The following is a 26,988-nucleotide window of genomic DNA, read 5'->3' as shown; positions in this document are numbered from 1 at the left end:
GGCGCCTCCAGAGCGAGGCGCCCGTTGGGCGGATGGAAATGAGCACCACAAGCAGCTATCTGGACCTGGCAGAAGCCCGGCCGCCCTCGCGAAGGGCGGCAAGGTTTCTCGGGAAAATCAACGTCATCGGGCTTCTTTTGCCCCTCATCATCGTCACGCTCTGGCAGGCGGCTTCCACCTACCAATGGGTGGAGGCCGTCTTCCTGCCTGCGCCGGTCAAGGTGGCCGAAGCCTTCTGGCTGATGGTCACGAAGCAGCGCCTCGCGAACGACTTCATTTCGAGCGTGTCCATCGTCGGGCAGGCGCTGGTCTACGGCGCGACCGCAGCCATCGTGCTAGGCATCGCCGCCGGGCTTTCAAAACGCGTCGAGCAGTTTTTCGGGCCGACATTCGACACCTTGCGCCATATTCCCGGCATCGCCTGGCTGCCGCTCATCGTTCTTTGGCTCGGCATCGGTGCGCCCGCGAAGGTGCTCGTCATCGCGAAGGCTGTCTTCTTCCCTGTGTTTCTCAATACCCTTCAGGGCATCAGGAACGTCGAAAAGAGCCATATCGAACTGGCGAACGTCCTGACGCTGACGCGCTGGCAGATGGTGCGGAAAGTCGTCCTTCCTTCCGCCTTCCCTTCGATCATGGTTTCGCTGCGCTACGCGGCCGGTCTCGCATGGGCGATGGTCGTTATCGCGGAAGGACTGAGCGGCCTCGAAGGGCTCGGCTTCCTGATTTTCCGCGCGCAAGGGCTGCTGCTCACCGACCAACTCGTCGTCTGCATGATCATCATCGGCCTCGTGGGCTTCACCATCGACAGGATCATGTATCTGGCGCAGCGCAGGCTTTTGCGCTGGAAGCAGGGTTTCGAAGGCTGATCGATCTCAAACGGAAAACACAGATGTCCAAACTGCAAATCAGGTCGGTCGGCAAACACTACCAGGGCCACGACGGCGGACGCCTGACCGTCCTCTCGAACATCGAACTGAACGTCGAATCCGGACAGTTCCTCAGCATCGTCGGCCCTTCCGGCTGCGGAAAGTCGACGCTGCTTCGCCTGATCGCGGGTCTCGATCAGGATTACGAGGGAAGCATTCTTCTCAACGGAAAACAGATCTCGGGGCCGAGCCTCGCGCGGGGCATCGTCTTTCAGGATCACCGGCTGCTGCCCTGGTTGACGCTTGAGCAGAACGTCGCGCTGAGCCTCGAAAACGCGCCCGGATCGTCGAAGGAAAAGGCGAAGATCGTTCGTGAGCATATCACGCTCGTCGGGCTGAACGGCTTCGAGCAAGCCTACCCCTACCAGTTGTCGGGCGGCATGGCTCAACGCGCGGCCATCGCCCGCGCACTCGTCAACAAGCCGGAAGTGCTCCTCCTCGACGAGCCGCTCGGCGCTCTCGACGCGCTCACCAGGCTGCGCCTTCAGGACGAACTGCTCCGCATCTGGCGCTTCGAGAAGACGACCATGATCCTCGTAACGCACGATGTCGGCGAGGCGATCTTCCTCAGCAACGAGATCGCCGTGATGAGCGCCAAGCCCGGCCGCATCTCCCGCCGGCTCACCGTCGATCTCGATTACCCGCGCAATCGCGCAAGCCGCGAATTCGTCGCCCTGCAGAGCGAGGTCCTCGCGGAAATGAATGTCTTCGAAGCCGGTCAGGAAGCGGCCTGACGCCCGCTCGCCTTTTTTTCATTACACATCCCAGAAGGAGCCCGCTCCATGCCCGTACCGAACGCCTCACCGGAGGCCTTGCTCGTATCTTCGATTCCCGGCCTCAGCCCGTTCCGCGCAGACGGAAAGCTGACGAACGCCGCCCAGTCCGCGCGCTGTGCCGAAGCCGCCTCGCGCGCAAAGGAATTTCTGCTCGACGCCCCTCAGAAGATCGACACCGAACGGCTGACCCATCTCCTCGACGTGTATCGGGAATACGCGCAAGAGCCGACCGTGGTTCTTCGCGCCCGCGTCTTCGAGCGCGTTCTGCAAAAGAAGACGCTCTACATCGACGACAACCCGCTCGTCGGCACGGTGACGAGCAAGCCAGCCGGCGTTTACCCCTATCCCGAATGGGGCTCGGAGTGGATCCTTCGCGAAGCCGATCAGCCGATGGTGAGCCATCTCGGCGAGGTCGAGTTGAGCGATGAGGAACGCGCGACCCTCATCGAGACCGCGAAATACTTCCAGACGCGCTCCGCCGAGGCGCGGGCCCGCGAGCTTTCGCGTGAGCTTCACGGCTTCGATCCGCGCGACAGCGTCGCCGCTGGCCTCATCACCGAAACCGCGCCCTACACCATCGGCTCGGGCACCCTCGACTATGCAACCTTCATCCGGCGCGGCCTTGGCGACATCATCCGCGAAACGGAAGGGCGGCTGAAGGCGCTTCCGCTTACTCAGGACAACGCGTCGAAGATCGACTTCTATCGCGCAGTGCTGATTTCGCTCAACGCGCTGATCCATCTCGCGCACCGCTACGCCGATCTCGCCGACAAGCTCGCGGGCGAGACGGGCGACGCCGTGCGCCGCGCGGAGCTTCTGCAAATCGCCGAAGTGTGCCGCCACGTGCCGGAAAATCCGCCGCGCAACTTCCGCGAGGCCATTCAGTTCTGGTGGTTCCTGCACCTCGGCAACCAGATCGAACAGAGCGGCTGCGGCTCGTCGCCCGGACGCATCGGCCAGTATCTCGACCCGTGGTTCCAGGCCGACAAGCTGCAAAATGGCTTCACGCGGGAAGACGCGCAGGCATGGTTCAAGTGCCTTTTCGTGAAGATCCTCGAATATGGCTATTATCAGGGTCTCATCTCGGCGCGCACCAACTCGGGCCACACCGGGCACACCATCAATCTCGGCGGCTTCAACGCGGCCGGACAGGATGCCACGACTGAACTCGATTACGTCCTCCTCGACACGCAAATCGAACTGCAAAACATCCAGCCGACCATCACCATCCTCTATCACGACGGCCTGAAGGAAGACTTCCTGCTCAAGGCCGTCGAACTGGAACGCACGGGCCTCGGCCAGCCGCAATGGATGAACACGCGCCTCATCATCGAGCGGACGCTCGCGCGGCACGCCAAGGTTGGCGTCACCATCGAGGACGCGCGCGCCAGCATCAACATGAGCTGCGTCGGCACGGGCGTCGAAGGGCGAACTGCGTTCATTCATGAAGGCGGGACGTTCAACCTCGCGAAGTGCATCGAACTCGCGCTGCATGACGGCGTCGACCCCGGCACGGGCCTCTTCGTCGGCGCCCGCACCGGCGACGCCCGCGCGTTCAAGAGCTTCGAGGACGTCTATGCCGCGTGGCTCCGCCAGGTGGACCACCTCTTCAACGTCCAGCGCGCTTTCGGTTCCGTCTCGACCAAGGCGCTCGGCGACACGATCGCGCCCGCCTTCCGCTCCGCGCTTTACGGCGGCTGCCTCGAACGCGGCAAGCACGTGTTCGACGGCGGGGTGGATTACTACCTCTATTTCGTCATCAGCAATGCGGGCATCGATGCCGCGAACTCGCTCGCCGCGATCAAGCATCTCGTGTTCGACACCCAGCGAGTGACACTCGGCGAACTGCTCGATGCCGTCGACGCAAACTTCGAAGGCCATGAGCGCATTCAAACGCTGTGCCTCAACGCGCCGAAGCACGGCAACGGCGATCCCGAGATCGATGCGCTTGTGCGCCGCGTCTATGACGACGCCTTCAAGACGTTCCACGCCGCCGGCTACAGCTACTTCGGCGACCACATCGCGAACATCGAGGCCTACTCGCTCTCGATCCACAACTACTACGGCCTGAAGACCGGCGCGCTGCCGAGCGGACGCCAGAAAGGGCGGCCGCTGACGGACGGCAGCGTGTCCGCGACGCCCGGCACCGACAAGAAAGGACCGCTCGCGCTGATCCAGTCCGCGGCACAAGCCGTTGATGCGGTGAAGTACGGCTCGAACCACTTCAACATGAAGTTCCATCCGAGCGCCCTTTCCGGCATCGGCGGGGCGCGGAAACTTCTGTCGCTCATCAAGACGTACATGGATGCGGGCGGTTCGCACATTCAGTTCAACGTGGTGACGTCGGACACCCTGCGGAAGGCGCAGGCGAACCCGGACGCCTACAAGGGGCTGACAGTGCGTGTGGCGGGCTTCAGCGCCTACTTCACGCGCCTGCACAAGGGCGTGCAGGACGAGATCATCGCGCGCACGGAACTGACCTTCGACTGCTGACAAACCGCGGGCGAGCCCCATGACGGCTCGCCCGTGCCCCGCATGCCGGGACCAGGAACCATCTCACATGAAACCGGCGGACAATCCGAGCGGCATCGTCTTCGACATCCAGCATTTCAGCGTGCATGACGGCCCCGGCGTCCGCTCGACCGTCTTTCTCAAGGGCTGCCCGCTGACGTGCCGGTGGTGCAGCAATCCCGAGTCGCAGAAGCACCTGCCCGAACTTCTCCATTTCGAAAAGCTCTGCACGCTGTGCGGCATCTGTGTCGAGGAATGCCCGAACGGGGCGCTCGCCGTCGCGGATAATGAACTGCGTCGCGACGAAACGGCCTGCAAGCTGTGCGGGCTTTGCGTTTCGGTCTGTCCGCAGGATGCGCGGCAATTATCGGGCCGACGCATGACGGTGGAGGAGGTATCGACGGAGGTGCGCCAGCATTGGCGGATCTTCATGCAAAGCGGCGGCGGCGTCACGCTGAGCGGCGGCGAGGCGCTGGCGCAGCCCGCATTTACCGGCGCGCTTCTCGGCGTTCTGCATGACGAGCTTGGCTTTCACACCTGTCTCGACACGACCGGCTTTCTGCCGTGGGAGAGCTTCGAGACGCTTCTTCCCGCGATCGATCTCATCCTGCTCGATCTCAAGCACATGGACGACGCCCGCCACCGGGAGGCCACCGGCATAGGCAACGCCCGCATCCTCGAAAACGCGCGCCACCTCGGCGAACGGGGATTTCCGGTCATCGTCCGGCTGCCGCTCATTCCCGACTACAACGATACGGACGACAATCTCCACGCGCTCGGCCGCTTCATGCAGACTGTGCGCCTGCCGAAGATCGAAGTCCTGCCTTATCATGAGTTCGGGGTGTCGAAATATACCGCGCTCGGAAAGACCTATACCGTTCATTCGCGGATAGAGCCGAAGGCGGAGCGAGCCGCTGCCATTCTCGGCAACTACGGGCTCGACGTGACTGTCGCGCCCCGGTAGGACGGCGTCATGCCGCAAATCTGCGCGGCACGACGCTGCGATTTGCGTTGTCGATTCAGCCTGTCTGCTTCAAACCGAGTTCAGCGCAGGCTGACACAGCTGAAGCGTCTTCCGGTTTGAGGACAGGCTTCTGTTCAGTGGCACACGCCATAGCCGCCAGCCATGACGGCCAGTGACGGCGAAAAATCGAGTTTTATCCGCCCGGCCACGGCGCGCGACGCGGCATCGATCACGAGCAACTCCCGCGCATTGGCGACCGGAAGATAAAGCTTCGTGCTTTCCGGCGTGACGACACCGGGCCCCGGCGCGCCCGGAAGCGGGATTTCGTTCAGGGGCTTCAGCCTGTCCAGATCGTAGACGAAAACCGATTTCGCGCCGGGCACGAAGGCGACGGTATCGAAAAGTCCGCTGTAAGCGGCGTAGACGCTCGCATCTGCGCCGAGCCGGGTTGGCTTCCGTCCACCGTCGAGCGGCAGCAGATCGACGGTCCGCGATGCGGGATCGGGAAGGAGAAGCCAACGAATCGCCGGGTAGATGGCCGCTCCGCGGCCCGGCATTTCCGAGAAGGCACCGGTCTCCATGTCGAAGCGTGTGATGAACCGCGCATCTCGCGCATCTTCGGCGGATAGGGCAAAGCCGTCATGTCCGACAAGCGAGCGCGCCAGCGCGCTGGCCTGCCGTCGACCGATAATCGAGGTTCGTTTCCCGGTCGAGGCGTTGTAAACGGCGACGCCTTCGACGGATTTCGCGGCAACGAAGATGGATCGTCCGTCTCGCCGGGCCATCAGATCGCGGATGCCGGTTGGCCCATCGATCCGCACTTTTTCTCGCAACGCCGCCAGATCGAGAAGCGCGATTTCGCCGGTCTCGTCCTTTGCGGCTATCGCGGTGCGCCCGTCTGTCGTCAGGACGAGGCGTACCGGCACAAACCGAAGCGGGACAACGCTGACGAAGCCTGAAGCCAGATCCGCCACGAAGACGCCAGGGCTCTTCCCGTCGATCGCCACCAGCTTGGCCAGGGCCTCCGAGACCTGAATGCCGCGCGGCACCACGCCAAGGTCGATGCCGCCGACGAGAGTATCCGTATCCGTGCGGACAGCAACGACCGACGTCGTATCGCGCCCCGCCACGAAGACCAGCCGCTGAACATTCGCAAGGCCGTCTGACGCTGAAGCCGGACGCATCAGGATCACGAGGACCAGCAGGAGGCTGAGACGAAAAAGGGACGGCTTCACAGCGTTGATCACATCGGTTGTCGTTCGGCCTCAGGCCGACGTTAGGGCGCACAACACCTTTTGCGCATAAGATTCCGGGCGCGCTTTCCGGCGGCTATTCGCTCTCAGGCTATGCCAAGACTCTTTCGATCAAGTCTATCGAATAACAGGCAACGCGAGGTTCCGCCACTCCGTTTCGCGCGTCGTGCGACAAGACACAACCTCTCCATGCGCACCTCCAGTCAAAACTGGAGGGCGGGGGCGAGGAACGCGCACGGCGCCCCTGCCGGCAGCAAGAAAGGTCCGCGATGATCGGTCAACGGTTCATACGGCGCGGACTGATCTTCTATTCGCTTGTTGCGCTTGCGGCGGGGCTGGCGGCGTACTCCCTGCGAAGGCCGGAGACTGCGCAGTTATTCTGGCTTCTCGGCACGCTGCCTGTCCTCCTCGCGCTTGGCGTATCCATCGCCCGCGATCTGGCTGCGGGCCGGATGGGCGTCGACGCCGTGGCCTTCATCGGCATGGGGGCCGCGGTCCTTCTTGGAGCGAACCTCGCTGCGATCGTCGTGGCCGTCATGTATGCGGGCGGAAACGCGCTCGAAGATTTCGCGGTAACTCGCGCCGAGCGCAATTTGAAAGACCTGCTGGACCGCGCCCCTCGCCTCGCTCACCGGCTTGTCGGCGACCATCTCGACGACGTGTCGGTCGACGCGATCGGAACCGGGGACAGGCTCCTCGTCCGCGCGGGCGAGATCGTTCCGGCCGATGGAACTCTCCTTGCCACGAAGGCTACGCTCGATGAATCGGCCCTGACCGGCGAGCCCATCCCGGTGGAACGCAAGGCGGGCGAACCGGTGCGAAGCGGCGCCGTCAACGCGGGGGAAGCTTTCGAGATGCAGGCCACCGCCTCGGCGGCCGACAGCACCTATGCGGGCATCGTCAAGATGGTGACGGCCGCCCAGACCGCGAAGGCGCCGTTCATCCGCATGGCGGACCGCTATGCCTTGTTGCTGCTTCCGGCGACGCTCGCGCTGGCCGCCATCGCGTGGGTGATTTCCGACGATCCCATGCGCGCCTTGGCGGTGCTCGTCGCCTCTACGCCCTGCCCTCTCATCCTTGCGGCTCCCGTCGCCTTCATCGCGGGCGTTTCCCGGGCCGCGCGGCATGGCATCCTCGTCAAGGGTGGCGCACCGCTCGAAGCGCTCGGCCGCGTCCACACCGTGATGTTCGACAAGACCGGCACGCTGACCGCCGGCGGAGCGCGCCTGTCGGCCATAGAAACGGCGCCGGGCGAGGACGCCGACGAAGTGCTGCGCCTCGCAGCCGGTCTCGAACAAGCCTCCCATCACGTCATCGCCTCGGCCATCGTCGCCGCCGCGAGAAATCGAGGGCTTTCACTCGATTTCCCCGCGAATGTCCGTGAAGAGGCCGGTTCGGGACTCGAAGGCATGTTGGCAGGGCAACGTGTCAGGGCCGGATCCGCCGAACTGATTTTCGGCGGACGAAGCCTGCCCGACTGGGCGACGCGGGCCTTGCGGCGAGCCAGCTGGCGTTCGGCTCTTTGTGTGTTCGTGGCGCGGAACGGTCAGGTAATCGGCGCACTGCTTTTCGCCGACGAACTGCGCAGGGAAGCGCCGCGCGCGATCCAGACCCTGCGGGCGTCGGGCGTCCGCCGCATCGTGATGGTCACGGGGCGACCGGGCGGATGCCGCCGAAACCATAGCCGCCGCTCTCGATCTCGACACGGTTCTGGCCGAACGCTCGCCTGCGGACAAGGTCGATGCCGTTGCGACCGAGCGCAAGGCCCACGCGACGGTCATGGTGGGAGACGGCATAAACGATGCCCCGGCTCTGGCCGCGGCCGATGTCGGTATCGCCATGGGCGCGCGCGGTGCGACGGCCTCGTCCGAGGCCGCAGACGTCGTCATTCTCGTGGACCGCCTCGACCGGGTGGCGGAAGCCGTGCAGATCGCGCGCCGCACGGTCGCGATTGCGCGCGAGAGCATCGTCGCCGGCATGGCCCTTTCCGGCCTCGCCATGATCGCGGCGCTGCTCGGCTGGCTGGCGCCCGTTCCCGCCGCCATCTCTCAGGAAGCCATCGATGTGCTGGTGATCCTTAATGCCCTTCGGGCACTCGGCGCGGGCAGGAAGCGACCGCCTCTTGCATCGGTAGGGCTTTCCGCCGAGTTTTTCGGAGCGGATCACCGCGCGCTGGAAAAGAGCCTCGATCGCTTGCGCGAGATCGCCGACGCGCTTGACGATGCGACGGGCCGCAGCGCCGCGACGCTCATCGAGGAAGCCAACCGGATCGTTCAGCAAAGCGTCGTCAGACATGAACGCGCCGACGAAAGCGAGCTTTATCCGAAGCTCTCGACATTTCCGGAGCATGTTTCCGCCATGTCGGCGATGAGCCGCGCGCATCGGGAAATCCTGCACCTGGCTCGGCTTCTGGCGCGGCTTGCCGAGAGCCTGTCATCGGGCGACGCCGACCGTTATCTCATTCGCGACGCGCAACGGGTCATCGAGAACCTCGAGTCTCTGGTGCGCCTTCACAACGCGCAGGAGGAGGACGTTTACGAGTCCCTCGCAAGCGCCTGAAACGGTTTCGCCGAAAACACCATTTCACGGGACTTGCGTTTGAAGTGGTGACCGGCGTTTTCCTGTATGATGGGTTCCAAGCGTACCGCTGTCGGCTCGGAAACGATCGAAGAGCGGCCAGGAGAAAGGCAGTCATCTTGGCGTTGGACAAGGGCGTGTTCAAGGGATTTACGCTGTTTGGGTCGATGACCGACGCGCAAATCGAGCTGCTCGCAGCGCGCGCCACGGCGCGACGTGTCGCCGAAGGAGCGGCCGTCTTCGAACAGGGTGCGGCGGCCACGTCTTTCTATCTGCTGCTCGACGGCCGCCTGAAGGTCCACCAGATCGCCGCCGACGGGCAGCAGATCATCGTCCGCATCGTCAATCCGGGCGACCTTCTGGGCTTCGCCTGTGCGCTCTCCCGCCCCGATTACCCCGGCACCGCGACGGCCGTGGTCGACAGCGTCGTCGCGGGGTGGTCCTCCGCCAACTGGAACGCCTTCGTCGAGGCGAACCCGAATCTCGCCATGAACGCGATACGAACCATCGGGCAGCGGCTCGATGAGGCGCATACGCGCATCAGGGAAATGTCGACACAGGAAGTGGAGCGGCGCGTGGCGCACACGGTGCTGCGGCTCGTCGATCAGGCGGGCAAGGCGGATGCCGGCGGCACGCGCGTCGATTTCCCCATCAGCCGGCGCGACATCGCCGAGATGACCGGCACCACGCTGCACACCGTATCGCGCATCCTGAGTGCGTGGGAGGCGCAAGGGCTTGTCGAAGGTGGACGCCGGAAGCTCGTGGTGCGCGATCCCGCGAAACTCGCAAGGCTCGCCGACGCAACGCGCGACTAACCTTCTCCCGACCGAAACAGGAGCGAACCGCTTCTGAAGTTGCGCCGCGACAAACAGGCGCCCGCCGGAATTCCGCTAAAGTGAGGCGAACGAAGGATTTTCGCCCATGACCAGCGCCACAGCTACCGTCTCACCCCGACCCGCCGCCGCTCCGCGCGGAGGCACACCGCGCGGCCTCGCCCGCACCGGCCCCGTTCTCTTCTCCTACGGCTTCCGGCCGTTCTTCCTCGGGGCGGGCGTATGGGCCTTCGCCTCGATGGCGCTCTGGATCGCGGCGCTTGCCGGACACCTGCCCATCGGCGGCAGCTATGGGGCGACGTACTGGCACGCGCATGAATTGCTGTTCGGCTTCTCTACCGCAGCGCTCGCGGGCTTCCTGCTGACGGCCATACCCAACTGGACGGGACGCCTGCCCGTCTCTGGCTGGCCGCTCGCGGCCCTGTTTGCGATCTGGTGCGCGGGGCGCGCCGCCATGCTTGCGCCGGACACGCTTGGCGTCACCGCCTCCGCCGCAATCGACGCGCTGTTTCTGCCTGCCCTCGCCTTCATCGTGGCGCGGGAACTCATCGCGGGGAAGAAATGGGGCGATCTGAAAATCCTCGCCGCGGTGCTGTTCCTGACGGGCGCGAACGTCTGGTTTCATGCGGCGGTCATCACCGGCGGCGACGAGACCACCCCCGCGCGGCTCGGCGTCTCGGCCTTTACCGTGATGGTGATGCTGGTCGGCGGCCGGATCGTTCCGAGCTTCACGCATAACTGGCTCAACCGCCTCGGCAGGAAGCCGCTGCCGGTGCCGTTCGGCCGCTACGACATCGCCGCCATAGCCGTGGGAGCGGTCGCGCTCGGCTTCTATACCGCCGCGCCGTCGAACGCCTGGACCGCGTTCCCGGCGGGCCTCGCCTTCGCGATGCAGAGCTATCGCCTCTATCGCTGGCGCGGCTGGAAGGCGGCGAGCGACCCGCTGCTCTTCATCCTGCATGTCGCCTATGCGTTCGTGCCGCTCGCATTCGCCGCCATCGCCGCCGCCGCGCTCGACCTCGTGCCGACATGGTCGGTGCTCCACATCCTGACCGTAGGTGTCATCTCCACCATGATCGTGGCCGTGATGACGCGGGCGAGCCTCGCGCATACGGGCCGGACGCTGGCGGCCTCGCTCATCACGCAGGCGAGTTATGTCACGCTCGTGCTGGCGGGACTGTCGCGGCCGCTCGCCGGGTTCCTGCCCGAGCACGCAATGTTTTTTTATACGGCTTCGGGCGTGCTCTGGCTCGCGGCGTTCGGCCTGTTCCTGATCCGGTACGCGCCGATCCTCGTGTGCGAGCGCCGGTAAGACCGAAAGGTCGGGGCGCGCTACTCCTTGCGCGTCTCGACCGCGTCCGCGTCGATGGCGTAGCCCGTCTCGGCGAGCCCGGTGAATTGCGAGGCGACCGAAATCTTGCCCGTCACCCACACGGGATCGAACGAGCCTGCCACGTCGAACCCTTGCTCAACCTTCACGTAGATGATCTGGTTCGGCGGCGGCGGCGGAACGTGGATGCAGGCGCCGACGAAGGGCACAAGCAGAAACTCCTTCACGTTCGTCGCGTCGAAATCGAGCGGCACGACATAGCCGCCGATCTTGACGCGCTTGCCGTCCAGTTCCTGCACCACCGGCACGGGAGCGCCCGCCCCCGGCTGATTGCGCCGCTCGGAAAGCCACGGCCTGTCCTCGCCGGGCGGAAGCAGCGGCGGTGGCGGCTCGCTGCCGCCGAGCGCGGGCGACGGCGTCGCGCCCGACAGGAAGCTTTTCGACTTCACGTTCGGCGGGGCGACGGGCGCGGGCGGAACAAGCTTGCTCCACCCGATTTCAACCGGCGGCTCGTTGTCGATCGGCACGAAAGCCGCCGTCAACAGAAGCACCACGCATGCCGCCGCCAGTCTCTTCATCTGTCCTTCTCCGTCAGGTGCGGACCGTCATGCCGTCCGCGAGCGAGAGGCGATAGGCGCGAAGCGCAGGCAACAGCCCCGCAAGGAAACCCGCCGCCAGGATGCCGCCGAGGATCTTCAACTGATCCGCGCTCGGCGGATCGACCGCGATGTGAAGCCCGTAAGTGCGGTCAATATAGGGCTGAAGCCCGATCAATGCGCCATAGAGCAACAGCGTTCCGGCGAGAACCCCCAGAAAAGTCAGCACGCCCGCCTCGACGACGAGCAGCGAAAGGATCGTGGAGGGCCGCGCGCCGACCGAACGCAGGATCGCCATTTCGCGGCGGCGCTCGTTGAGCGTCGTCAGGATCATCGTCACCATGCCGAGCAGCGCCGTGACGACCACCATGCCGGAGACAGCCGAAAGCGCGGTTTCCGCTGTGCCGACGAGGCCCCAAAGCTCCTGAAGCGTCGCGCCCGGAAGAATCGCGGAAAGCGGCTCCTGCCGATAATTGTTCACCTCGCGCTGCACGCGAAAGGCGGCGAGCCGCGACTTGAGCCCCACGAATGCAGCCGTGATCGCCTTGGGCGTCAGATCCATCTTGCGCACGACGTCGGCAGACACGGCCTTCGTCGGATCGCGCGAGCCGCTCTGCCAGTCGACATGGATCGCTTCGATGGCTTCGAGGCTAACATGCACAGTGCGGTCGACCGGCGTCCCGGTCTTCGCGAGAATGCCCGATACGCGAAACGGCTTGTCGTCGTGCTCGACGAAAGACACCGCGCCCGCGCCATGCGCGACGACGATCCTGTCGCCCACCTTGTAGCCGAGCTGTTCGGCAACGTCGGCGCCGATGACCGCATCGAACAGATCGCGGAAGGGCTCGCCCGCCGCGAAGGCGAGCGGCTGGCCGCGCCGGTAATGATAATGCGTGAAATACTCGGGCACGGTGCCCATGACGCGGAAGCCGCGATGGCTGTCGCCGAGCGAGATCGGCACGATCCACCCGATGTCCGGGTGCTGCTTGATGTCCTGATAGGTCTTCCAGGTGATATTGTTGGTCGCGTTGCCGATGCGGAAGACCGAATAGAGCAGCAGGTTCAGATTGCCGGACCGCGCGCCGACGATGAGGTCGGTGCCGGATATCGTGTCGGCGAAACTCTGGCGCGCGCCGGTGCGCACCTTCTCGACGCCGAGCAGAAGCATCACGCTGAGCGCGATGGAAAGGATCGTGAGGCACGCCGTCAGCCGGCGGTTGGCGAGCGACTGCAGCGCGAGGCGAACGATAATCATGACCGCCCCCCGCGCGAGGTTTGCGCGATTTCGGCAAGGTCGGCGACGCGCGAAAAGCGCCCCGCGAGGCTCTCGTCGTGGCTCACCATGACGAGGGTCGCGCCCGCCTCTTCTACCTCCGCGAACAGGAGGTCGAGAAAAGCCTGCTGGCGGTTGCGGTCGAGCGACGATGTCGGCTCGTCGGCGATGACGATTTCGGGCGAGCCGATGAGCGCGCGGGCCGCGGCGACCCGCTGCTGCTGGCCGACGCTGAGGCTCGCAGCATTGCCGCTCGCGATCAGCGAAGGCTCGATCCCGAGATTGGCGAGGAGCCGCGCGGCTTCGGCGCGTCCGCCGCCGCGCTCATCGGCCCGCTTTGTCCGTGACGGCGAGAAGCTCAGCGGCAGCAACACATTGTCGAGCACAGAGCCGTAAGGCAGGAGGTTGAACATCTGGAAGATGATCCCGTAGTGCTCGGCGCGGAAGCGGTCGCGGGCCGCGCCGTCGAGCCGCGCGATGTCGGTGCCCAGCACATCGATCTTGCCCGCGTCGGGCTTCGCGATCCCGGCGAGCAGGCTCAGAAACGTGGACTTGCCGCTGCCCGAGGGGCCGATCAGCAAGAGCCGCTCACCTCGTCCCAGGGAAAAGCCGTCGATGCGGAGCGCGAACGGATTGCGGCCCGGCCATGTGAACCGCACACTGTCGATGCGGACGACGTCCGCGCCACCTTCGTGGCGGCGCGGCTTGTCCTCGGTGGAAGGTAACGGTGAAGCGATCAACTCAGACACCTTTAAGTTCGAGCTTCGGCTTGTCCTTCGTCACTTCGTAGCTCGATTGACCCTTCGGTGTGATGACAGACACATCGAGTTCCTGCGCATTCGGAAAGTGCTTGAAGTAGCCGAAGGTCAGGCTCGTGATCTTGTCCGGCGCGGAGCATTGGAAAGAATATTCGACGTGGAATTCCGAGTGGTGATGCTCGCCGCCCTCGTGGTCGTGGTCGTCATCCTTGGCGTCGGCATGCTTATCGTGCTCGTGTTTCTCATGCTCCTCGCCGCCCTCTTCTTCATGCTCGGCTTTGAGATTGACCGCCACGAGGCTCTGCTTGCAGCCTGCGGCCGCGGGGGGCGTGAAAAGCTCAAGCCCTTTTTCGAGCCTATCTTTCGCCTTTTCGAGCTTGGCCTTGTCTTCCTCCGTGGCCGCTTCATGCTCGAAGCCGACGATGTCCGCGCCGGGCGCTTCGAGTTCGATCGAGAGGACGTTCTTTTCGAGGGCGATGTTGAGCTTGCCGTGCCCGTGCACATGCGCGCCGAGTTGGCGATGCTCTTCAGCCTGAGATGCTGTGAGGGCGCAGGCCGACAGGAGCGCGGCCAGAGGGATCGTTTTCAGGATTTCCATGGGAAGGTCTCGCGAGTTTTGCCGGGTAGCATAGAGCGGTACTGCCGGAAGACGCTCCGCAGGCCGCCTGCGTGTAACGTTATAGTATTACATTTGTGTCGCCATTGTGGATCGACAACGCAGGCAGCAGGATTTGGCACACTTCAAAAAGCCGGAATTCCGTGCTGTTCCACAGGCGCTGGCATTTGAAAGCAAGACCATGATACAGCGTTGGTTTTCCCGCCTCGGCCTCATCCTGTTCGCGCTTGCCGCCCAGACGGCGCTTGTCCCGGCGCATCCGCACGTGTGGGTGACAATGCACACCGAATTGCAGCTGGGGCAAAACGGCGAGGTCGTCGCCTTCCGCCATAAATGGACTTTCGACCAGTTCTACACCTCCTTCGCCATTGAAGGCATGGATACGAACGGCGATGGTGTCTACAGCGAGGAGGAGTTGAAGCCGCTGGCCCAAACCAATGTCGAGGCGCTTAAGGAATTCGAATATTTCACTTACGCCTTTGTCGGCAAGACAAGGGTCGCGCTGAAGGAACCGACATCCGACTATCGTCTTGAGCACAAGGACGACATGCTGACGCTCTACTTCACGCTGCCGCTGGAAAAACCCGTACCGCGCGAACACCTGAAGGACTTCAATTTCTCCATCTACGATCCCGGCATGTATGTCTCGCTCACCTTCGCGAAGGACGATCCGGTGAAGCTTGCCGCTCCCGCCGGAGTGAAGCCGCCCCTCTGCACGCCGCATGTGGGCGACCGCGCCGTGGGTCAGGAGAAGAAGCTGTCGCAGCTTGGCGAGAACATCGATCCGGCGAGCAACATCGGCTCGCAGTTTGCCGAGCGCGTCACGTTTCGCTGCGACCATCAATGAGCGGGTTCAGAAGCGCTCGGCTACCTTTTCCGCGAGCGCCGCGACGACGGTGAAATCCAGCTCCTGATCGGGTGCAAGCTCCGCGAGCTTGTCGAGGCAGGCTTGCGCGGAAGAGGCTTCGCCGCGCCGCAGATGGATGAACGCCAGCGCCTTCAACGTATAAAGCGCAAAACGCTCCGGGCCGCCGGATGAAACGGCCCCGCGTTCCCAAGCGCGAAAATCGTCGCTCCAGCCTGCCTGCCGCGCGGCTTCGGCAAGCCCCGCCTCGGCGACCGCCAGCGCGTTGTCGAGAAGGCCACGATAGGCATAGATCTTGTAGAGGCAATAATAGACCGGCAATTGCGCCGGATCGAGAGCCAGAGCTTCGCGAAAAAGCTCCTCCGCGGCTTCCGGGTCGTTGCGGTAGGCGAGAACACCACGTTGCAGAAGAGCGTTCGTCTCGGCGGGGATATCGCCGAAGCTCACGAGGTCTTCGCGTGCGATGGACAAGATCTTGGCGTCGGACATGGGCTTCGAGGCTCCTGCTTGTCCTTTCGGATCGAAGCAAGGAGCATGCCACGGGCAAATATCCGGAAATTCGGCCTTTTCGTCGTGACGGGTGGAAAGCATCCTGCCAGATTGTCGCACTTCCGACAGGCAAGCGGCTCAAAGCCGGCGAGGGCCGCTTGCAGCGCCTTGCGGTTCCTGCCAGGGAATATCCCGGTCCGCCGCGCGAAGGTTGTCATGCCACTTCACCACCGGCCGCGGAGCGCTGGCCGGGAGAGATTGGTCGATCGAGGGAATTTTTGCCTCGCGCACCGGTCCCTGAAGCCCCGGATTCTGTCTCTTCTGCTCGTCGAGCCACGCTTGCGCCGCCTGCGCGCCGCTCTTGAGCCTTGCCAGCACAAGCGTCATCGTCGCCCGGGCATCCTCGCAGACGGCTTCGTTCCGATCGCAGAAGCCCTTGACATCCGTTGCCGTCTGCTCGACCGAAGAAATATGCCGTCCCGCGTCACCTCCGACGCCGGGCAGGAGCAGACACACAAGGCCAAGCCAGAAAACGAGACGCAACACGAAAAACATGACCCCTCACCCGCATCGTTTTTCCAGGTGAGACGATCGTAAGTCTCGCCCGCGAAGGAACGAGAAATGCGCGATCCTGTAGTTTAATAAATTTTTATCGAAATCTATTTGGCTGCAATTTTTGGATGCTCGTTAACGACTGGGTAAGGGTCCATTCTTAGTTTCCCCCGCCCTTCCGCTCACAAACAATCTTTCGTCAAATTGGGTTTTGTGCAATTATAACGGACATGATCAGGTTTCGAGCACGTCTGGCCCTTTTCGCCATGATGGCGATCTTTCTTGCGACAGCGGGCAACGCGCTGTTCCTGCAGGATCGCGCGCGCCTGTTCGATCCAAACGGATTGCCCAGCACGTCCGTTTCGGTGACGCAATTCCCGCACGACAAGGCATCGCCTGTCGCTCCGGCCCTGTCCGGCGGCGGCATCAAGCAGGTCTCGCTCCCGACCGTGAAGGGGCCGCGCATGCATGTCGCGCTTTATCGCGAGCTTGGACAGCGGGGCTACTCGGAGCAGTTGCAGCATGGCGAAAACGGGCTTCGGCTCGCGGTGTTGGCCTATCAGTTCGACAACGCAATGCCGCTCACCGGTGAGCCGACCGAGGCGCTGCTGAAGCGTGTCCTTTTCGACACAAATCATGGGCCGCACGGCGCGTTCGCCGATCGCGCCGAACTGAATCCGAAGCTCGTCGTCGAGACGCAAAAGGCGCTTCTTGGCCTCGGCTTCTTCAGAGGGACGTTTTCAGGCCGCCTCGATGTCTGGACGTCGAACGCCATCAAGGATTTCGAGCGCCATCGCGGCATCCCCGTCACCGGTCGCCTGACGGACGAGACGCTTCTTGAACTCATCGCATTTTCAGGCCAGCCGATGCTGCCGGCAGCGGGCTGATGCTGCCGACTCGCCTTCGCGTTGCGTTCGCATTTTCGTCCGACAACGGCGCGAGATGCGAAAAAGACACTGCATTTCAGTAAGTTGCGTATGAAGCGTTTCGATACATAATTAATGTAGCCTTTATCGCGTTACCTCGTAACAGTCTAAATTGAAAGTGTTCCGGGCTGGCGAATCTCTGGGGGCAGAGAGAGTCCGGGGCGGGCAACTTGTTGGGCACCATGCGACGCGACAACGCGCCGACAGGCGGAAAAACGCGACTTTTGCGAGGCGCGGCGGCAGCCGTGCTTATCGGCGCGCTATCGGCGGGTGGCTGTACGGGCCTCGATCCCAACGTGGCGTCACCGCAGATCGCGATCCCGGACGCTTACAGGGGAAAGAGCGCGCGGCCCTCGCAGCACCCCGCAGGCAGCCCTTACGACTTCGCGGCGTTCCGCTCCAGGAAACTCACCGACCTGATCGCGGCAGGGCGCGGCTTCAACCTCGACATCGCCGCTGCCATCGCCCGCGTCGAGCAGGCCGAGGCGCAGGTTCGCGTCGCCAGTCAGGCGCTCATTCCCACCATTCAGGCCGATGGCAGCGGCACGCGCTCCTTCAGCCACGCAACCGGGCGCGCCGTGCGCGCGGACACGGTCGTGGGCCAGCTCGGCGCGAGCTACGAACTCGACTTCTGGGGCAAGAACCGCTCTGGCGTCGCCTCGGCCATCGCCTCGCAGGCAGCCGCCGATTACGCGGCGGCAACCGTCGCCATTACCACCGACGCGACCATCGCAACCACCTATTTCGACGCCGTTGCGACACAGAAGCAGATCGACATCGCAAAGGCGAACCTTGCCATCGCGCAAAAAACGCTCGACGCCATCGTCGCGCGCAACAAGGCCGGCACGACCTCGGGGCTCGACGTGGCGCAGCAGGAAACGCTCGTCGCCAATGTCAAGGTGACGATCCCGCCGCTTCAACGCCAGCTTGAGCAATACAAGCATGCCCTCGCGGTGCTCGTCGGCCGCGCGCCGGAGTTCTTCTCGTGGCGCGCCGACGACCTTTACGCCATCGCAGTGCCGCAGATACCGGCGGGGCTTCCCTCGGAACTGCTGTGCCGCCGTCCCGATATCGCCGACGCCGAGGCGACGCTCGCCGCCCAGCGCTTCGCGGTCTCGAAGGCGCGCGCGGCCATGTTCCCCTCGATCCAGCTTACGGGCGCGGGCGGCTTCCAGAGCGCGGCGCTGGCCTCTCTCTTCCAGCCGCAAAGCACCTTCTACAATGCGGCGGCGGGCCTGACCCAGCCCATCACGAACATGGTCGAATTGCAGGCGACGCTGGACCAGAACCGCGCCCTCTATACGGAGGTCCTCGCGACCTACAAGAAGACCATCATCGCCGCTTTCCAGGATGTGGAAGACGCGCTTGTGGCTTACCGCAAGACCGCCGAACAGGAGCGGCTCCAGCGCGAGGCCGTGCAGGCCGCGCGCCGCGCCTACGAGATTTCGCAGGCGCAGCTTCAGGGCGGCATCATCGACATCACGACGCTGCTTTCCATCCAGCAAACCCTGTTTTCTGCCGAAAACAGCCTCGCGCTCGTTCGGCAGGCGCGCCTCGAAGCCGCCGTTTCGCTCTATCGCGCTCTCGGCGGCGGCTGGAGCAAGCCCGAGGGCGTAACGCTCGCTGAAGTTCCATCCCTCATCGATGTAAAAAGGGCCACGCCATGAAGAGGCTCCTGCCCTGGTTGATCTTCCTTCTGATCACGGCGTTTCTAGCGTTATTCGTTTATAGCGACCGCATCTTCGGCACGTCAGAGCGGCGCGGCGACGCATTCGGCACGGCGGGCGGACCTCCAGGCGGTGGCCCCCCCGGCGGCGGGTTCCGTCGCGGCGATCAGGCCGTCTCCGCGACGACAAGGCCCGCGCGTCTCGAAAACGTGCCCGTCTGGCTCTCAGGCGTCGGCACGGTGCAGGCTTTCAACACGGCGACCGTCCGCGCGCAGGTTTCCGGCCGCCTCGTCGAGGTGAATTACCGCGAGGGGCAGGAGGTCAAGGCGGGCGATGTGCTCGCCCGTATCGACCCCGTCCTCTATCAGGCGGCCTATGACGAAGCCGTCGCCAAGAAGGCACAGGACGAGGCGCTGCTCGCGAATGCGCGGCGCGACGCGGCCCGCTATTCGAGCCTCGTCGGTCAGAACTACACCTCGCAACAGCAGGCCGACACCGCGAAATCCGCCGTCCAGCAATACGAAGCGCAGGTGAAGCAGGATCAGGCCGCCATCGATACGGCGCGCGCGAACCTCGACTACACCACCATCCGCGCGCCCATCGACGGGCGCACCGGCATCCGGCAGGTCGACGCGGGCAACCTCGTCACGTCGAGCGATTCCACCGGCATCGTCGTCATCACCCAGCTTCGGCCGATTTCCATCGTGTTCACGCTGCCGGAAAGCGCCGTCTCCGACATAATCGAAGCGCATGCGAAATCGCCGCTTCCGCTTCAGGCGCAGGCCGGTGGCCGCTTGCTCGGCGAGGGCACCGTGGCCGTGATCGATAACCAGATCGACCAGACGACCGGCACCGTGAAAATAAAGGGCACGTTCCCGAACGACGAGAACCGGCTTTGGCCGGGGCAGTTCGTGAACGTCAAGCTTCGGTTGAGGACGCTCGAAAATGCCGTGGTGGTTCCCTCCGCCGCCATTCAGCAGGGCGCGAACGGAGCCTTTGTCTACCGCGTCACGCCGGAGAACACGGCAAGCATCGTTTCCGTCAAGGTGGTGCAGGAAGGCGAGAAGGACGCGGTGATCGGCGAAGGCGTCGCGGCAGGCGACGTCATTGTGACAAGCGGTTTCTCGAACCTTCAGGACGGCTCGAAGCTCAAGCTGGATGGTGAGCAGGCGCCCGGCGCTGCTCCGGCCGAGAACGGCGAGCGGAAGCGGGGCGAACGTCACGGCAAGGGAGCCGACGCGGCAAAGCCCGAAGGAGCGAAACCTGAAGCCGCAGGGCGCCCATGAGCGAGCCGACGGCGGATAAGCCAGCATCGGCGGCGCACAACGCCGCTGCGGCTGAAGCCGACCACGCGCCGGGCGGCGGCGCGCCATCCGGCATTTCCGCGCCCTTCATAGCGCGTCCCATCGCAACCTCGCTTCTCGCGCTGGCGATTTTCCTCGCGAGCGCTCTCGCCTATTCGCTGCTGCCGATCTCATCGCTGCCGCAGGTGGATTTCCCCGTCATTCAGGTGACGACGCGTCTTCCCGGCGCGAACGCCGACACCATGGCGCGCCTCGTGACAGCGCCGCTCGAACGCCAGTTGGGACAGATCCCCTCGCTCGAAAACATGAGTTCGACAAGTTCGGAGGGGCTCTCGCAGATCACGCTGCGCTTCATGCTGAACCGCGATATCAACGCGGCGGGACAGGACGTGCAGTCCGCGATCAGCGCGGCGGGCGGATCGCTGCCGCAGAATCTCCCCTACCCCCCCGTCTACGCGAAGGTGAACCCGTCCGACCCGCCCATCGTGACCATCGCTCTCACCTCGCAAAGCGTCGCGCTCGAACGACTGTCGGACTTTGCCGACACGCTGCTCGCACCGAGGCTTTCGCAGGTGGCAGGCGTGGGCCGCGTGACCGTGCAGGGCAATATCCGGCCCGCAATCCGCATTCAGGCGAATCCGCTGCAACTGGGCTCGCTAGGCATCGCGCTCGAAACCATGCGCTCGGCCATCGCGAACGCCAATGTAACCGGCTCCAAAGGCCTCATCAGCGGACCGGAAAAATCCTACATCGTCGGCGCGAACGACCAGCTTGAAAGCGCGCGCGCCTATGAAGACGTGGTCGTGGCCTATCGCAACAAGGCGCCCGTGCTGCTGCGCGACGTGGCGACCGTCGTCGCCGGGCTCGAAAACGAACGCGTCGCCGCCCGCTACAACGGCACGCCCGCCGTCGTCATCGACGTGCAGCGCCAGCCGAGCGCGAACATCGTCGGCACCGTCGATGAGTTGAAAAAGATCCTGCCGAAGCTCGTCGACGCGCTCCCGGCGGGCGTCAAGCTCGATATCGTCGCCGACCGCACGGGCACGATCCGCGCGTCAGTCGAAGAGGTGCAATTCACGCTCGTCCTCTCGGTCGCGCTCGTCGTCATGGTGGTGCTGCTGTTCCTGCGCACCTTCTCGGCCACGATCGTCGCGGGCATAACGCTGCCGCTGTCGCTGATGGCGGCGTTCGGCGTGATGTATTACGCGGGCTTTTCGCTCAACAATCTCTCGCTCATGGCGCTGACCATCGCGACGGGCTTCGTCGTCGACGACGCCATCGTCATGATCGAGAACGTGATGCGCTACATCGAGAAGGGCGAGAAACCGCTCGCGGCGGCCTACAAGGGCGCGGGCGAGATCGGCTTCACCATCGTTTCGCTGACGCTGTCGCTCATCGCGGTTTTCATTCCGCTCCTGTTCATGGAGGGGATCGTCGGGCGCCTTTTCCGCGAGTTCGCGTTGACGCTCACCGCCGCCGTCGTCACGTCGATGATCGTGGCGCTGACGCTCACACCGATGATGGCGGCCCGTCTCCTGCGCGCGCCGCGCCACGGCGAGGCCGCTCCATGGTATTCGCGCGCCTTCGAGGCGCCGTTCGACGCTCTTTTGTCGGTTTACCGCGTAACACTCGACTGGGCGCTGAACGCGCGCCGCCTCATGCTGCTGGTGGCGGCCGCAACCTTCGTGCTTACCGTCGTTCTCTATATCGCGATCCCGAAAGGCTTCCTGCCGGATCAGGACACCGGTTTCCTTACCGCAGAGACTGTGGCCGCGCCGGGCGTCTCGTTCGAGCGCATCAACGCGCTTCAGGCCGAGGTGGAACGAATCATCCGCCGCGATCCCGACGTGCTGGGCGTGGTTTCGGTGATCGGCGTCGGCACAACGAACGCCACGCCGAATGCCGCGCATCTCGCGCTCACGCTGAAGCCCAAGAATGAGCGCAAGGCGACCGCGCCTGAAATTCTTAAGCGTCTGACGCAGGCCACCGCCGATTTTCCGGGGCTCCGCACGACTTTCCAGATCGTGCAGGACATCCAGATCGGCACGGCGCGAAGCCGCACGCAATATCAATATGTCATCGTAGGGCTCGACCGCGAGGGCTTCTCCGGCTGGGCGAAGAAACTCGAAGCCGAGTTGAGCCGCGACCGCCGCCTGATCCATGTCGCCTCCGACCTTCAGGAGGATGGCAACGCGGTCTTGATCAGGACGGACCGCGTGATAGCCGGTCGCCTCGGCGTCACCATGCAGGCGCTGAACGATACGCTCTACGACGCTTTCGGCCAGCGGCAGATTTCCACGATATACGGGCAGTCGAACCAGTACCGCGTCGTGCTCGAAGTCGATCCGGCCTTCCAGACCGACACAGCCGCACTCGGCTCGATCTACGTGCCGGGTACGGCGATTTCGAATTCGACTTCGGGCAACGCCTCGACCGGAAACGCAACGGCGAGCGGCTCGACGAACGCTTCCATCACCGCCACGGCCGCGAGCGGGACCGGCGTCGGCTCGCAGGTTCCCCTGTCGTCCTTCTCGGTGATCGAGCGCGCCATCGCGCCCTTGTCCGTCAACCACGTGCAGCAATATCCGGCGGCGACCATAAGCTTCGACGTCGCGCCGGGCTTCTCGCTCGACGCCGCCGTGCAGGCCGTGACGGATGCGCAGAGCCGCATCGCGCTCCCGTCCTCCATCGTCGGCAGCTATACGGGGGCGGCGGCGGAGTTCAATGCCTCGCTCGCAAACCAGCCGCTCCTCATCCTCGCCGCCGTGGTCACGATCTACATCATCCTCGGCGTGCTCTACGAGAGCTTCATCCACCCGTTCACGATTCTGACGACGCTGCCTTCCGCCGGCATCGGCGCGCTTCTCGCGCTCGAAATCCTCGGCATGGAGTTCTCGTTCATCGCGCTGATCGGCATCATTCTTCTCATGGGCATCGTGAAGAAGAACGCGATCATCATGATCGACTTCGCGCTCGACGCGGAGCGCACGCGCGGGCTCGCGCCGTTCGAGGCGATCCGCGAGGCGTGCCTTTTGCGCTTCCGCCCGATCATGATGACGACGGTCGCGGCGCTGCTCGGCGCGCTGCCGCTCGTTATCGGAAGCGGTCCCGGCTCGGAGCTTCGCTTGCCGCTCGGCGTCACCATCATCGGCGGGCTGCTTCTTTCGCAGCTTCTTACGCTCTACACGACACCCGTGATCTATCTCGCCATGGACGGGCTTAAGCGCAGGCTCGAACGCCGCTTCGGCTTCGACGAACCGAACTACCCCCCGCCCGCGCTGAGACCGGAGCCGGGTCTGCCCGATCCCGGACCGAGAGGCGGCTCGCCGCGAGGAACCGGCGGAGGCGGCGCCGCCGTTCTGCTGCCCCTTCTCGGCACACCGCCGCTTCCAATGCTGCCGCCGCGCGCGGACTGGCTTTTGCTCCCCTCGCCCGCGGAGAGTCAGGCTCTCCCGTCGCCGGATGAACCGCTCGCGCTGCCGCCGCCGGACAAGCCCGTGTCATGAATATTTCCGCGCCTTTCATTCGGCGGCCCATCGGCACGATTCTTCTTTCCATCGGGCTGTTTCTCGCGGGCATCGTAGCCTATTCGGCGCTGCCGGTGGCGAGCCTGCCGAATGTCGACATGCCGGCCGTGCGCGTCGGCGCGAACCTTCCCGGCGCGGACCCGGAAACCGTCGCCGCCACCATCGCCGCGCCGCTGGAGCGCCGGATCGGCGAAATCGCGGGCGTGAAGGAACTTACCTCCACGAGTTCGCTCGGCTCGACGAGTATCCAGGTCCAGTTCGACCTGTCGCGTAATGCCGACGACGCCGCGCGCGACGTTCAGGCAGCCATCAACGCCGCGCAATCGGACCTGCCCTCCACCCTGACGCGGCGCCCAACCATCCGCAAGGCAAACGCCGCCGCCGCCCCCATCATGATCATGGCGATGACTTCGCCCGTCAGGCGGCCGACCGACCTTTACGACCTCGGCGATCTCATCGCCTCAACCCGCATCAGTCAGGTCAGCGGCATCGCCGAAGTGATGATCGGCGGCGCACAGACGCCCGCCGTGCGCATCGTCACCGATCCCGGCGCCCTTAAGACGCGTGGCCTTAGCGCAGAGGATGTTCGCACCGCCATAACGCAGGCAAATTCGCTCGTGCCCATCGGCGTGCTCGACGGCGCGGAAAAGTCCACCATCGTCACCGTGAACGGTCAGCTCTCGAAGGCCGCCGACTACGAGCCTCTCGTCGTCAAGGTGAAAAACGGCGATGTGGTGCGCATCGGCGATGTCGCGCAGGTTTCGGACAGCACCAGCAACCGCCTGTCGGCCGGGTTCTTCAACCGCGAGAATGCGGTCATCCTCATCATCTTCAAGACGTCCGATGCGAACGTCATCGAGACCATCGACAACGTCTATGCGCTCCTGCCGGAACTGCAGCGCCTTCTGCCCGCAGACGTCAAGCTGACGGTCCTCAACGACCGCACCCAGACCATCCGCGCCAGCATCGCCGACATCCAGCATACGCTGATCGTGTGCGTGGCGCTTGTGATGCTCGTGGTGCTGCTGTTCCTGCGCCGTATCGTGCCGACACTCGCGGCAGGCGCGGCGGTGCCGCTTTCGCTCGCGGGCACGGTCGCGCTCATGTGGGCTTCGGGCTACAGCCTCGACAACATCTCGCTTCTCGCGCTGACGATCTCGGTCGGCTTCGTGGTGGACGACGCCATCGTCGTGATCGAGAATTGCTACCGGAACATGGAAGCCGGCATGAAGCCGATGCAGGCCGCGCTCGTCGGCTCTCGCCAGATCGGCTTCACCATCGTCTCGATCTCGTTGTCGCTGATCGCCGCCTTCATTCCGCTCCTGTTCATGGGGGGCATGATCGGGCGGCTGTTCGGTGAGTTCGCCTGGACGCTCACCTACGCCATCCTCATCTCCGCCATCGTTTCGCTCACGCTGACGCCGATGGTGTGCGCGCGCTTCATCCGCAGCCTGCCCCGCCCGCGCGAGACGTGGCTCGACCGCCGCGTCGAGCCCTTCTTCGAATGGCTTCTCGCCCGCTACGAACGCTCGCTGACATACGGCCTGCGCCATCGTTGGCTCATGCTCGTGGTGACGTTTGCCGCGCTCGCCTTCACGATCCAGCTCTTCATCGTGGTTCCCAAGGGGCTGATCCCGACCGGCGACACGGGGCTCATCATGGGTTTTGCGCGGGCGTCTCCCGAATCGTCATTTGAAGCGGTGGAGAAGATTCAGGAGCAGGTGACGGCCATCCTCACGCAGGATCCCGCGATCGAGGGTGTGGCGTCGTCCATCGGCGCGGGCGGCGGACCGGGATCGAGCCAGAGCAACGAAGCGCGGTTCTTCGTGTCGCTCAAGCCCATCGGGGAGCGCAAGGACTCCGCGATGGCGGTCATCAACAGGCTTCGGCCAAAATTTGCTGTAATCAAGGGTGTCGACATCTTCATGATGCCCGGACAGGAAATCATGTTCGGCGGCCGGCAGTCGCGCTCGCAATATCAGGTGACGCTCTGGGGACCGGACCTGAAGGAAATCGCCGAGTGGCTGCCGAAGGCGCAGGCCGCGATGAAGCGCATCCCAGGCGTCATCGATGTCAATTCGGACCGCGAGGCAGGCGGCCCGCAGGTAACGGTGACCATCGACAGGGTCAAGGCAGCGAAGTTCGGCGTCTCGGTCGCAGACGTCAACGCGGCCTTGAACAACGCGTTCTCGCAGCGCGCCGTCTCCACCGTCTACAGCCTGCGCAACCAGTACAATGTCATTCTCGAAGCGGATCCTGCGATCCAGAGCAGTCTCCAGGGCCTCGAAAGCATCTATGTCAAGGGAAGCGCAAGCCAGCAGGTGCCGTTGTCGTCCGTGGCAACCATAACCATGACCCAGACGCCGCTTTCGGTGCGCCATACCGGGCAGTTTCCGTCAGCGACCGTCAGCTTCAACCTCTCGCCCGGCGTGGCGCTTGGCACGGTGGTTCCGAAAATTCTGGATGCCGGCCGCGATCTCGGCCTGCCGGAGCAACTTCACTTCGAGCTTTCGGGCGAGACGCTGGCCCAGCAGCAGCAGAGTTCGTCGACCCTGCTTCTGATCCTGGCCGCCCTCGTCACGGTCTACATCGTGCTCGGCATTCTCTACGAAGACCTCGTGCATCCGCTGACGATCCTGTCGACGCTGCCTTCGGCGGGTTTCGGCGCGCTGCTCGTGATGCACGCGGCGGGCGAGACGCTGTCGATCATCTCGCTGATCGGCATCATCCTGCTCATCGGCCTCGTGAAGAAGAACGGCATCATGCTTGTCGACTTCGCTCTCGACGCGGAAAGGCGGCGCGGCCTGTCGAGCGAGGACGCGATACGCCTCGCCTGCATCGAGCGCTTCCGGCCGATCCTCATGACGACGCTCGCGGCGATGTTCGGCGCGCTGCCGCTCGTCTTCGCGTCGGGGCCGGGCTCGGAGCTTCGCACGCCGCTGGGGCTCACCATCGTGGGCGGCCTCGCCGTCTCGCAGCTCCTCACGATCTACACGACGCCGGTGATCTATCTGTGGCTCGACAAGCTGCGGTGGCGGAAGCGGCGGGCGGCGCGCGCAGCGAAAGCCGCCGCACAGCCGGAAGCGGCTTGACGCCCGACTGAACGACAAGAAGCTTCACCATGGAGACCGAAACGACGTCCTTGTCGGCGAAATATCTGCCGCATCATCACTTCATCGAGCGGCACTCGATCATCATAGGTGCCGAGACTGAGGCGATCCCCTCCGCGCTCGGTGAATTGGAGA

Annotated in this window: 19 protein-coding genes and 1 pseudogene; 13 read left to right on the top strand and 7 right to left on the bottom strand. The window is 64.3% G+C overall.

Translation table 11 applies throughout. The features are described from left to right. Positions 1-38: 38 nt before the first annotated feature. The 4 genes from EK416_RS01350 (at position 39) to EK416_RS01335 (ending at position 5,177) form a co-directional block, all read left to right on the top strand. A complete protein-coding gene (locus tag EK416_RS01350) occupies positions 39-866 on the top strand; it encodes an ABC transporter permease (RefSeq protein WP_127075554.1) in 828 nt (275 codons plus the stop codon). A gap of 23 nt (positions 867-889) precedes the next feature. Then, positions 890-1,660 (top strand): ABC transporter ATP-binding protein, encoded by a 771-nt coding sequence (locus EK416_RS01345; protein WP_127075552.1) that lies wholly within the window; start codon positions 890-892, stop codon positions 1,658-1,660. Between the two features lie 48 nt (positions 1,661-1,708). Then, positions 1,709-4,195: a glycyl radical protein gene (locus tag EK416_RS01340; RefSeq protein ID WP_127075550.1), complete on the top strand. Its 2,487-nt coding sequence runs from the start codon at positions 1,709-1,711 to the stop codon at positions 4,193-4,195. 67 nt (positions 4,196-4,262) lie between these two features. After that, positions 4,263-5,177 (top strand): glycyl-radical enzyme activating protein, encoded by a 915-nt coding sequence (locus tag EK416_RS01335; RefSeq protein WP_127075548.1) that lies wholly within the window; start codon positions 4,263-4,265, stop codon positions 5,175-5,177. 134 nt (positions 5,178-5,311) lie between these two features. Here EK416_RS01335 and EK416_RS01330 read toward each other — a convergent pair whose 3' ends face one another. Further along, a complete protein-coding gene (locus EK416_RS01330) occupies positions 5,312-6,424 on the bottom strand; it encodes a cytochrome D1 domain-containing protein (RefSeq protein WP_127075546.1) in 1,113 nt (370 codons plus the stop codon). A 275-nt stretch (positions 6,425-6,699) separates the two neighbouring features. Here EK416_RS01330 and EK416_RS01325 point away from each other — a divergent pair. From EK416_RS01325 to EK416_RS01315, 3 genes and pseudogenes are all read left to right on the top strand, one after another. Beyond that, positions 6,700-8,989, top strand: a pseudogene (locus EK416_RS01325) (heavy metal translocating P-type ATPase). Positions 8,990-9,126: 137 nt separating this feature from the next. Beyond that, on the top strand, positions 9,127-9,822 hold the full coding sequence (locus tag EK416_RS01320) for a Crp/Fnr family transcriptional regulator (RefSeq protein WP_127075544.1): 696 nt from the start codon (positions 9,127-9,129) through the stop codon (positions 9,820-9,822). Positions 9,823-9,928: 106 nt separating this feature from the next. After that, positions 9,929-11,152 carry an NnrS family protein gene (locus tag EK416_RS01315; RefSeq protein ID WP_127075542.1) on the top strand — a complete coding sequence of 408 codons (1,224 nt, stop codon included), beginning with the start codon at positions 9,929-9,931 and terminating at the stop codon, positions 11,150-11,152. Between the two features lie 20 nt (positions 11,153-11,172). Here EK416_RS01315 and EK416_RS01310 read toward each other — a convergent pair whose 3' ends face one another. Genes EK416_RS01310 through EK416_RS01295 form a run of 4 tightly spaced genes read right to left on the bottom strand, consistent with a single transcriptional unit; the run spans position 11,173 to position 14,395 of the window. Further along, positions 11,173-11,748: a DUF3299 domain-containing protein gene (locus EK416_RS01310; RefSeq protein ID WP_127075540.1), complete on the bottom strand. Its 576-nt coding sequence runs from the start codon at positions 11,746-11,748 to the stop codon at positions 11,173-11,175. A 13-nt stretch (positions 11,749-11,761) separates the two neighbouring features. After that, complete coding sequence (locus tag EK416_RS01305) at positions 11,762-13,021, bottom strand: ABC transporter permease (RefSeq protein ID WP_127075538.1); 1,260 nt, start codon at positions 13,019-13,021, stop codon at positions 11,762-11,764. Next, the gene (locus EK416_RS01300) at positions 13,018-13,788 is read right to left on the bottom strand and encodes an ABC transporter ATP-binding protein (protein ID WP_245433901.1); all 771 of its coding nucleotides are present in this window, start codon (positions 13,786-13,788) and stop codon (positions 13,018-13,020) included. Before EK416_RS01300 ends, EK416_RS01305 begins: the two co-directional genes overlap by 4 nt. After that, positions 13,781-14,395 (bottom strand): DUF2796 domain-containing protein, encoded by a 615-nt coding sequence (locus EK416_RS01295; RefSeq protein ID WP_127075536.1) that lies wholly within the window; start codon positions 14,393-14,395, stop codon positions 13,781-13,783. Before EK416_RS01295 ends, EK416_RS01300 begins: the two co-directional genes overlap by 8 nt. 199 nt (positions 14,396-14,594) lie before the next feature. Between EK416_RS01295 and EK416_RS01290 the strand changes: the two genes are divergently transcribed. Next, positions 14,595-15,260, top strand: a complete 666-nt coding sequence (locus EK416_RS01290; protein WP_127075534.1) for a DUF1007 family protein — start codon at positions 14,595-14,597, stop codon at positions 15,258-15,260. Positions 15,261-15,266: 6 nt separating this feature from the next. Here the strand turns inward: EK416_RS01290 and EK416_RS01285 are convergent, their stop codons facing one another. Next, entirely contained in the window at positions 15,267-15,767 is a 501-nt protein-coding gene (locus tag EK416_RS01285) for a hypothetical protein (protein ID WP_127075532.1), read from the bottom strand. Between the two features lie 138 nt (positions 15,768-15,905). Next, complete coding sequence (locus EK416_RS01280; RefSeq protein WP_127075530.1) at positions 15,906-16,322, bottom strand: DUF5330 domain-containing protein; 417 nt, start codon at positions 16,320-16,322, stop codon at positions 15,906-15,908. A gap of 227 nt (positions 16,323-16,549) precedes the next feature. On the opposite strand from EK416_RS01280, the gene EK416_RS01275 reads away from it, so the two are divergent. The 5 genes from EK416_RS01275 to EK416_RS01255 all read left to right on the top strand — a co-directional run bounded on the left by EK416_RS01275 (position 16,550) and on the right by EK416_RS01255 (position 26,835). Then, positions 16,550-17,206 carry a peptidoglycan-binding domain-containing protein gene (locus tag EK416_RS01275; protein ID WP_127075528.1) on the top strand — a complete coding sequence of 219 codons (657 nt, stop codon included), beginning with the start codon at positions 16,550-16,552 and terminating at the stop codon, positions 17,204-17,206. 221 nt (positions 17,207-17,427) lie between these two features. Next, positions 17,428-18,912 (top strand): efflux transporter outer membrane subunit, encoded by a 1,485-nt coding sequence (locus tag EK416_RS01270; protein ID WP_127075526.1) that lies wholly within the window; start codon positions 17,428-17,430, stop codon positions 18,910-18,912. After that, on the top strand, positions 18,909-20,198 hold the full coding sequence (locus EK416_RS01265; RefSeq protein WP_127075524.1) for an efflux RND transporter periplasmic adaptor subunit: 1,290 nt from the start codon (positions 18,909-18,911) through the stop codon (positions 20,196-20,198). Before EK416_RS01270 ends, EK416_RS01265 begins: the two co-directional genes overlap by 4 nt. Beyond that, a complete protein-coding gene (locus EK416_RS01260) occupies positions 20,195-23,722 on the top strand; it encodes an efflux RND transporter permease subunit (RefSeq protein WP_245433900.1) in 3,528 nt (1,175 codons plus the stop codon). The genes EK416_RS01265 and EK416_RS01260 overlap by 4 nt, the downstream gene beginning before the upstream one ends. Further along, entirely contained in the window at positions 23,719-26,835 is a 3,117-nt protein-coding gene (locus tag EK416_RS01255; RefSeq protein WP_127075522.1) for an efflux RND transporter permease subunit, read from the top strand. Before EK416_RS01260 ends, EK416_RS01255 begins: the two co-directional genes overlap by 4 nt. The last annotated feature ends 153 nt before the right edge of the window (positions 26,836-26,988 follow it).

Source organism: Rhodomicrobium lacus (assembly GCF_003992725.1).
Lineage (GTDB): Bacteria > Pseudomonadota > Alphaproteobacteria > Rhizobiales > Rhodomicrobiaceae > Rhodomicrobium > Rhodomicrobium lacus.
The sequence above is the reverse complement of the archived record's forward strand: the minus strand, read 5'-3'. Positions and strand labels throughout refer to the sequence as shown.

Excerpts from the sequence above, each read along its gene's own strand:
- EK416_RS01350 (WP_127075554.1), top strand. The coding sequence starts at position 39 with ATGAGCACCACAAGCAGCTATCTGGACCTGGCAGAAGCCCGGCCGCCC.
- EK416_RS01345 (WP_127075552.1), top strand. The coding sequence starts at position 890 with ATGTCCAAACTGCAAATCAGGTCGGTCGGCAAACACTACCAGGGCCAC.
- EK416_RS01340 (WP_127075550.1), top strand. The coding sequence starts at position 1,709 with ATGCCCGTACCGAACGCCTCACCGGAGGCCTTGCTCGTATCTTCGATT.
- EK416_RS01335 (WP_127075548.1), top strand. The coding sequence starts at position 4,263 with ATGAAACCGGCGGACAATCCGAGCGGCATCGTCTTCGACATCCAGCAT.
- EK416_RS01315 (WP_127075542.1), top strand. The coding sequence starts at position 9,929 with ATGACCAGCGCCACAGCTACCGTCTCACCCCGACCCGCCGCCGCTCCG.
- EK416_RS01310 (WP_127075540.1), bottom strand. The coding sequence starts at position 11,748 with ATGAAGAGACTGGCGGCGGCATGCGTGGTGCTTCTGTTGACGGCGGCT.
- EK416_RS01305 (WP_127075538.1), bottom strand. The coding sequence starts at position 13,021 with ATGATTATCGTTCGCCTCGCGCTGCAGTCGCTCGCCAACCGCCGGCTG.
- EK416_RS01295 (WP_127075536.1), bottom strand. The coding sequence starts at position 14,395 with ATGGAAATCCTGAAAACGATCCCTCTGGCCGCGCTCCTGTCGGCCTGC.
- EK416_RS01290 (WP_127075534.1), top strand. The coding sequence starts at position 14,595 with ATGATACAGCGTTGGTTTTCCCGCCTCGGCCTCATCCTGTTCGCGCTT.
- EK416_RS01285 (WP_127075532.1), bottom strand. The coding sequence starts at position 15,767 with ATGTCCGACGCCAAGATCTTGTCCATCGCACGCGAAGACCTCGTGAGC.
- EK416_RS01280 (WP_127075530.1), bottom strand. The coding sequence starts at position 16,322 with ATGTTTTTCGTGTTGCGTCTCGTTTTCTGGCTTGGCCTTGTGTGTCTG.
- EK416_RS01275 (WP_127075528.1), top strand. The coding sequence starts at position 16,550 with ATGATCAGGTTTCGAGCACGTCTGGCCCTTTTCGCCATGATGGCGATC.
- EK416_RS01270 (WP_127075526.1), top strand. The coding sequence starts at position 17,428 with ATGCGACGCGACAACGCGCCGACAGGCGGAAAAACGCGACTTTTGCGA.
- EK416_RS01265 (WP_127075524.1), top strand. The coding sequence starts at position 18,909 with ATGAAGAGGCTCCTGCCCTGGTTGATCTTCCTTCTGATCACGGCGTTT.
- EK416_RS01260 (WP_245433900.1), top strand. The coding sequence starts at position 20,195 with ATGAGCGAGCCGACGGCGGATAAGCCAGCATCGGCGGCGCACAACGCC.
- EK416_RS01255 (WP_127075522.1), top strand. The coding sequence starts at position 23,719 with ATGAATATTTCCGCGCCTTTCATTCGGCGGCCCATCGGCACGATTCTT.